This window comes from Candidatus Thiosymbion oneisti, assembly GCF_900092655.1.
GTDB lineage: Bacteria > Pseudomonadota > Gammaproteobacteria > Chromatiales > Chromatiaceae > Thiosymbion > Thiosymbion oneisti.
Genome location: NZ_FLUY01000831.1, coordinates 1 through 7020, shown reverse-complemented (window position 1 = coordinate 7020; position 7020 = coordinate 1). Strand labels below are relative to the sequence as shown.

The window sequence follows — 7020 nt, the reverse complement described above, 5'->3', positions numbered from 1 at the left end:
ACCCTCTCCCGGAGGGAGAGGGGGCATAGCGGCCAGTGCCGTTGGTCATGTTCCAACTTAGATATTAACCACTACCACCATATGATAGTTAAGGCGTTCGAAAATCACACTTTGCGGTCGTCGTCGTGAAAAGCATTGAGTATGGGATTTTTCAAGGTCCCCTTCAATCGAAGATCAGGATCTCACCGATCATTTTATTCAAGCGGGCAAATTCCTCAAGGTCGAAGTGATCGATCATCTGATCATCAGCGACGAAACCTATCATAGCTTTGTCGAGTCGGGGGTCTTCAAGAAACTTCAGGCAAGCGAGCGCTGGATTTTGCCTTATAAGCTCAAGGAGCGGATCAGGAATCAACCATTATGGACTGAAAGTCCATAGTCTGGAGGACTAAAGTCCTCATCCGTGGACAAGCCACGGACTGAAAGTGAAGGGACTGAAAGTCCATAGTTTCAACTATGGTACGCTTCGCGTACTAAAGTCATTGAAGCAATGAAGGCAAAAATGAGGGGATTCAACTTGGGAAGGAGTAAGGTGCTGTTGAAATGGCAAAGGTCATAAAAACAGATGGAGAATCAATAGATAAAATTGTGAAATATACTCGACTTTCAATAGAAGAAATTAAAAAACTATTAGAACCCAAATAGGCTAACCAGAAAAGGGGCCAGGCTCAATTGATGGGTCGTTTTTACAGCTCATTCGCCTAACATTTGGCTGCGAGCGACCCACTGCCGCGGTCCGGCTCCTCAGCGACTTTCGAGCTCAGTGCCGCGCGGCATTGGGCGCCTGAGCCAAGCCGTTATGTGCAAAAAAGCAATGAGGTTGTTTTTATGAATACAGCAAAAGAAGAAGTGAAATCGCTCTTAAATACATTACCAGAAGATTGCACGCTTGAAGATGTTCAATATCATCTGTATTGTGATAGAAAAAATACAAAGAGGAATATCCCGGGCAAAAATTGAAGGCACATTGAGTCAAGAAGAAGTTGAAAGGAATTTCAGCAGATGGATTTCTCAGTAAATTGGTCTCCGGAAGCAGCAGAAGATCTCGAATCAATAGCTGAAATATTAGAAGAGATTCTGAGTTTTATGCTAGGGCTGTTGTTTCCAAAATACTAGCAACATCAAGGAAAATCCCAGAACATCCAAATATTGGAAGGAAAGTTCCTGAAATCAATGATGGGAAAATCAGAGAGCGTTTTGTCTATAGCTAAAGGTGGTAGTGGTTAATATCTAAGTTGTAACATGACCAACGGCACTGGCCGCTATGCCCCCTCCTTTCTCCTGGGAGAGGGTTGGGGAGAGGGGATCAAAAGGATGAATCGCTCTACTCTTTCACTTATAAGTTTACCACTACCCTAAAGGTTTTGCCTTTTTTGCCAGACAGGTTCTAAGTACAGCAGTGCCGAAGTATCGAGAACATGGGAACCATTCCTTTGCCGCCAATGAATCCGTTTGCCGGCTGCGTCATGCCGGCCAGGTTGCAGGAACCAAGTCACCAGTGGCGGTTGCTGTCGAGTTGCCGCTCGGGATTCGACGCGGCCCCGAATAACCCCTGGCTGACGCCGCGAGAATCGATGCTGCAAGAATTCATGCCGGAGGCATGGGAGCAAGACGAGATGCTGAAGATTCGACAAGAGCAGTGGGACGCGCTGGAGCAGGACGCAGTGGAGCGCTATGTCGAGCGGACAGCCAAGGAGGTCGAGCAGCGCATGCGCAAGGAGCAACCGGTATTGACCGGCGACTATGGCGAGACCCTGCATGCCGACATCACCGAGGCGGTCCGGGCCGCGGAGCGGCTCGGGGTCGATGAAGAAGACCCGATCTACGACTGGTGCCTGGTCCGCATCGCCTCCAGACTGCCTTTCTATGCGATGGACAAGTTCGCCGATGTCCTGAACCACCCGTTCCTGTCGCCGTTCGCCAAGGCGCGCCATATCATCATGGCCTTCTTCGCGGCGGTGGAGCGGCAAGGGAAGGCCCGCTGATGGGCGCCATCGCCGCCGCGCCGGCACTGGCCGCCGGACCGCCGGGCTGGGCAGTCTTCGGGGTCGTCGCAGTGGGCACGGCCGCCTACGGGCTGGCCATGTCATCGAGCCGCCACCAAACCAAGTCGGCAAGTCAGACCAAGGACGCTACACACTGTCGGGGGAAGTGTCGGGACAACAAATGGTCGGCCAGGGTACATGCCCAGGGAAAGATCATCGGGGGCACCACGAAGTCGACCGTCGGCGCCCCGGCAATCTTCAAGCAATCGCCGGTAACGGTCGCGGAAGGGATCGGGCGCGCGGAGGCGACCTTCGGGATGCTTACCAAGAGACAGAAAAAGGTGCTTGAGCTTGACCATGAAAGCTGCAAGCGGTTCATCGAATCTTGTCCGTCAAACGGCGGTTTTCTCGGCAGCGAGACGTTCCCAAAGAAAAGACGCAAGGGAGGCAATCGTATCGATCTGGATTCCTACGGCCCGTCCAATAATTTCACGGAGTGAGCCACCGTCATGAAGCTGGAGCAGATCAAACGCCACCCGGATTTCCCCTTTCGCGATTTTCAAAGCGACGACCTGCAATTCCTGATGCTGGAGCTCTACTGGGCCGAGCTCCTGCGGGATAGCCTGCCGGAATCGGTGGCCGCGGACTGGGGACCCGAGTGGGCGGCGGATCCCGAGGACGGCAGCCCGATCCTGAGTGTCAGCAACCGAAAGCTGATGCCACCCCGGATGCTGAGGATCATTCAGAGCGTCAATAACGACCAGTTTCCAGAGCTGGATCTGGAGACCTGGGAGCCGATCACCTATCGGGGGGACGCCTACTATATACCTTGCGGTCCCAGCCTGACTTACGGAAAGACAGACCAGGACCTCAAAACCCCGATCGAGGAGTTGGTCATCTTCTCCGAGGTCTCCGAGGTCTGCGAGCGGATGGTCCGGGACTATATCCGGCTCTGGTGTGTGGAGCGGATCTCGGAGAAGCAGATGGAGGTGGTGGTGGAGGCTTATGATGCAAGGCTCGACGCCGTTTTGATCGATCCGGAGGAGGACGAGGATCAGGGCGTGTCGATATTTGACAGAGATCGTCTGACACCCCCCGACACGTGCATCCGACCATGAAGAAACTATTCCGGTCCCTGGGCAAACCCTGGTTCCTCACCCTCCTGGGCGTACTCGCCCTGGCGCTGCTGGTCTGGTTCCTAGGGCCCCTGTTCGGATTCGCCGACTCCTATCCGCTGGAAGAGACGCGACCACGCTGGATCCTTATCGGCTGTCTGTTCGGTATCTGGGCCCTGGTCCAGGCTTGGAAGGCCATCGCCGCCCGGCGGAAAAACCGCCAAATGACAGAGCAGATGGCGGCTGCCCCCGAGCCGGAGCCGGACGCCGCGGAAGTGGCCTCCGGCGAGGAGCTCGAGACCCTGCGCGGGCGTTTCGGCGAGGCCATGGCGGTATTGAAACAGGCGGACACCAAAGGGCGGCTCGGCGGCACTTACGTCTATCAATTGCCCTGGTACCTCATCATCGGTCCCCCCGGATGCGGCAAGACCACGGCCCTGATCAACTCCGGCCTGCGCTTCCCGCTCGCGGAGCGTTTCGGCCAGGACCCCATCCGCGGCGTCGGGGGCACCCGCAACTGTGACTGGTGGTTCTCCGACGAGGCGGTGCTGCTCGATACCGCGGGCCGCTATACCACCCAGGACAGCCACGAGGTCGTGGACAGTGCCGCCTGGTTGGGATTCCTCGCCCTGCTCAAGAAGCACCGCCCGCGGCGGCCCATCAATGGCGTCTTGGTGGCGGTCAGTCTGGCCGATCTGATGCAGCAGACGGTTACCGAGCGGACCCTCCAGGCCCGTGCCGTCAAGCAACGGGTCCAGGAGCTGCACCAGCACTTAGGGGTTCGGTTTCCCATGTATGTGTTGTTCATGAAGGGCGATCTGATCGCGGGCTTCATGGAGGTCTTCGGCGACCTGGGCCAGGAGGATCGGGAGCAGGTCTGGGGCATGACCTTTCACCTGGACGCGCACACGGGGGCAACCGACGGCATCGCGGAGTTTTCCCGCGAGTTCGACCGCTTGGAAGGGCGTCTCAACGAGCAGCTGCTGGGACGCTTGCAGCAGGAACGCGATCTCAAGAAACGGGCCCTGATCTTCGCCTTTTCGCAGCAGCTCGCCGCCCTCAAGGAGGTCGTGGACGGCTTCTTAAGGGACGTCTTTCAACCGAGCCGGTACGAAGAGCACCCGCTGGTCCGCGGCGTCTATTTCACCAGCGGGACCCAGACCGGGGCGCCCATCGATCGGGTGATGGGCGTGCTGGTGGCCAACCTGGGACTCGACCGGCAGGCCGCGTCGGCCTTCACCGGCAGCGGTAAGGGCTTCTTCATCAACCGCCTGTTCCGCGACCTGATCTTGCGGGAGGCCGGCCTGGCCGGGACCGACCTGCGTTTGGAGCGGCATCGCCGTTGGGTGCAGCGGGGCGCCTATGCGGCGGCCATCGGCATTACGGCCATCGCCGCCGCGGCCTGGCTGACCAGCTATCTGCGCAACCAGGCCTACATCGAGGAGGTCGCCGCCCGGACCCATGCCATTCAGGTGCAGATCGACGGGTTGCAGCCGCAGGAGCAGCGGGAGCCCTTGCGATTCCTGCCCCTGCTCAACGCCATGCGGGACATCCCCGGCGGCTACGCCGACGACCGGGTCCCGCTGTCGGCGAGGTTCGGGCTGTCCCAGCACGGCAAGCTCGGAGAGGCGGCCCGTGACGGCTATATCAGGGCCTTGGAAAAGACCCTGCTGTCTGCCGTCATCCTGGGCCTCGAAGATCAGATCCGAAGGCTCTTCGCCGAACCGGACAAGCTCTACGAGGCCCTGCGTGTCTATCTGATGCTCTACGACGACGCGCACTATGATGCGGAGACGGTACGGGCCTGGGCCAACGGCTATTGGAAACACAACTGGCCGCGGGAGATCCCCGTGGAGCAGCACGCGGATCTGCAACGCCATCTTAAGGCCCTGTTCACGCAGGAGCCCCTGGCCTATCGACCCCATGAGATGGATCAGGGACTCGTCGAACGGGCGCGCGCGGTCCTGAACCGCCCGCTCCCCGCCGAGCGCGTCTTCTCCCGTCTGCAACAAACCGGCGTCGGCGACAAGTTTCCCGACTTCATCGTCAGTCGCGCCGCAGGACCCTACGCCGATCAGGTATTAGAACGCAAGAGCGGTCAGGCGCTCGCGACGGGAATCGACGCCCTCTACACCTATGATGCCTATCACCAGGGGTTCCGACCGCGGGTGTCGAAGTTGATCGCCACCCTGGAAAATGAGCGGTGGGTCCTGGGTACCGGCGTCTCGCTGGCAGACAAGATGGCCTTGTTAGGCGACGTGCGCGGGCTCTATCTGCAGGAATACATCAGACAGTGGCGGGCCCTGTTGGACGATCTCGCGCTCCGCGGCGGGCGCGGTCCCAGAGAGACCGCGGCCATTCTGGGTCTCTTATCCGACAAACGCGACTCCCCGTTGCTCCTGCTGTTCCGGGCCATCGTGCGGGAGACCGATCTGGCGCGCCGGGAGGCGGAACAGGAGGCACAGGCCGGCCGTATCGAGGCGGCCGTGGATTATGTGCAACGCCGGGCGGGCCGGATCGGCAGGTTGTGGGAAGATGCCGAAAGGATCGAGTCAGCGGGGAGCCGCCGCCCCAAAGAACCCCCGGAACATATCGTGAGTGCGGCCTTCTCGGATCTCCACGACCTGGTCGATACCGAGGGGGGCAAGGTCTCGGAGCTGGAATCCGTCTTGGATCAGCTCCACCCCCTGTACGTTTATATGAACAATTATGCGGACCGGGTGGGCAAGGGACCCAAGCTGCTCGAAATTTTCAAGCAGCAGGAGAGCAAAGAGGCCGATGCAGTGGTGCGGGCCGCCCAGAGCCTCCCAGGGCCCCTCGGTAGTTGGCTCGACAACCTGGCCCGAGACAGCAAGAACATGGTATCGGGAGAGGTACAGGCCGAACTCAACCGGCTCTGGAAGGCGGAGGTACTCCCGCTATGCCGACGCGCCACCCGCAGCCGCTATCCTTTTCGCCCCGCGGGTACGGCCGAAATCCCCCTCAAGGACTTCGGGCAGCTGTTCGGCCCCAACGGGGACCTGGATCGCTTCTTCAAAGAGAACTTCTCCGGGGCCGTGGATACGACCGGCGATCCCTGGCGCTGGGTCGGGGACGACCAGAGGCGGATCTCCGCGGATGCATTGGCCCAGTTCCAACTCGCCGCGGCTATCCGCGCGGCCTTCTTCCCGGCCGGCGGGTCCGACCTGACGGTCGAGTTCAAATTGGAGGCGGTGAGCATGGACGACCGGGCCAAACAGTTCATCCTCGATCTGGAAGGGCAGGTCGTTACCTTCCGGCACGAGGCGGGCCGCTCCTGGCGGCTCAAGTGGCCGGTGCCCGAGGGTACGGGGCGGGTGCGCCTATCCTTCCTGGACCTCATCGACGAGGAGTACAGTGTCACCGAGCAGGGTCCCTGGGCCTGGTTTCGAATTCTCGACCGCTCCGTATTGAAAAGGATCAGTGACGAACGCTATCGGGTCACATTCCGAATCGATAATGGCCTGCGCGTAACCTTCGACTTGGACGCCCTCAGTGTGCGCAACCCATTCGGAGTCACGGAGCTACGCAACTTTCGCTGTCCGGTGCGTCTGTGAATAATGAGGTCATAGCGTGACGAAGGAGGAGACAGGCCGCGGCCCAACCCACGACAGCAGCTACAAGCTGTTGTATTCGCATACCGCGATGGTCGGCGACCTGTTGCGGGGCTTCGTACCGGATACCTGGGTCAAGGAGCTGGACCTGACCACGCTGGAGAAATGCAGCGGCAGCTATGTCAGCGACGACCTCCGCGACCGGGCCGATGACCTGATCTGGCGCGTGCGCTGGGGCCAGGATTGGCTCTATGTGTACCTGTTGCTCGAGTTCCAATCCACGATAGATCGCTGGATGGCGGTGCGTATCCAGACCTACCTCGGACTTCTCTACCAAGACCTGATCCG

6 protein-coding genes are annotated in these 7020 nt (G+C 59.4%); all 6 read left to right on the top strand.

Annotation, left to right across the window (positions count from 1 at the left end):
• The first annotated feature begins 166 nt into the window (after positions 1 to 166).
• The gene (locus BQ17_RS24085; RefSeq protein ID WP_369406465.1) at positions 167 to 379 is read left to right on the top strand and encodes a JAB domain-containing protein; all 213 of its coding nucleotides are present in this window, start codon (positions 167 to 169) and stop codon (positions 377 to 379) included.
• Between the two features lie 1039 nt (positions 380 to 1418).
• Positions 1419 to 1985: a hypothetical protein gene (locus tag BQ17_RS08875; protein WP_141699182.1), complete on the top strand. Its 567-nt coding sequence runs from the start codon at positions 1419 to 1421 to the stop codon at positions 1983 to 1985.
• Complete coding sequence (locus BQ17_RS08870; protein WP_089726262.1) at positions 1985 to 2485, top strand: hypothetical protein; 501 nt, start codon at positions 1985 to 1987, stop codon at positions 2483 to 2485. Before BQ17_RS08875 ends, BQ17_RS08870 begins: the two co-directional genes overlap by 1 nt.
• Before the next feature lie 9 nt (positions 2486 to 2494).
• Entirely contained in the window at positions 2495 to 3103 is a 609-nt protein-coding gene (locus tag BQ17_RS08865) for a hypothetical protein (protein ID WP_089726260.1), read from the top strand.
• Entirely contained in the window at positions 3100 to 6675 is a 3576-nt protein-coding gene (tssM, locus tag BQ17_RS08860) for a type VI secretion system membrane subunit TssM (RefSeq protein ID WP_089726258.1), read from the top strand. Before BQ17_RS08865 ends, tssM begins: the two co-directional genes overlap by 4 nt.
• 88 nt (positions 6676 to 6763) lie before the next feature.
• Positions 6764 to 7020 (top strand): Rpn family recombination-promoting nuclease/putative transposase (locus tag BQ17_RS08855; protein ID WP_256091531.1); only part of this gene is annotated, 257 nt, incomplete at its 3' end.

What these genes read in the sequence shown, in the direction of transcription:
- tssM (WP_089726258.1), top strand. Translation starts at nt 3,100, where the DNA reads ATGAAGAAACTATTCCGGTCCCTGGGCAAACCCTGGTTCCTCACCCTC.
- BQ17_RS08875 (WP_141699182.1), top strand. Translation starts at nt 1,419, where the DNA reads ATGGGAACCATTCCTTTGCCGCCAATGAATCCGTTTGCCGGCTGCGTC.
- BQ17_RS08870 (WP_089726262.1), top strand. Translation starts at nt 1,985, where the DNA reads ATGGGCGCCATCGCCGCCGCGCCGGCACTGGCCGCCGGACCGCCGGGC.
- BQ17_RS08865 (WP_089726260.1), top strand. Translation starts at nt 2,495, where the DNA reads ATGAAGCTGGAGCAGATCAAACGCCACCCGGATTTCCCCTTTCGCGAT.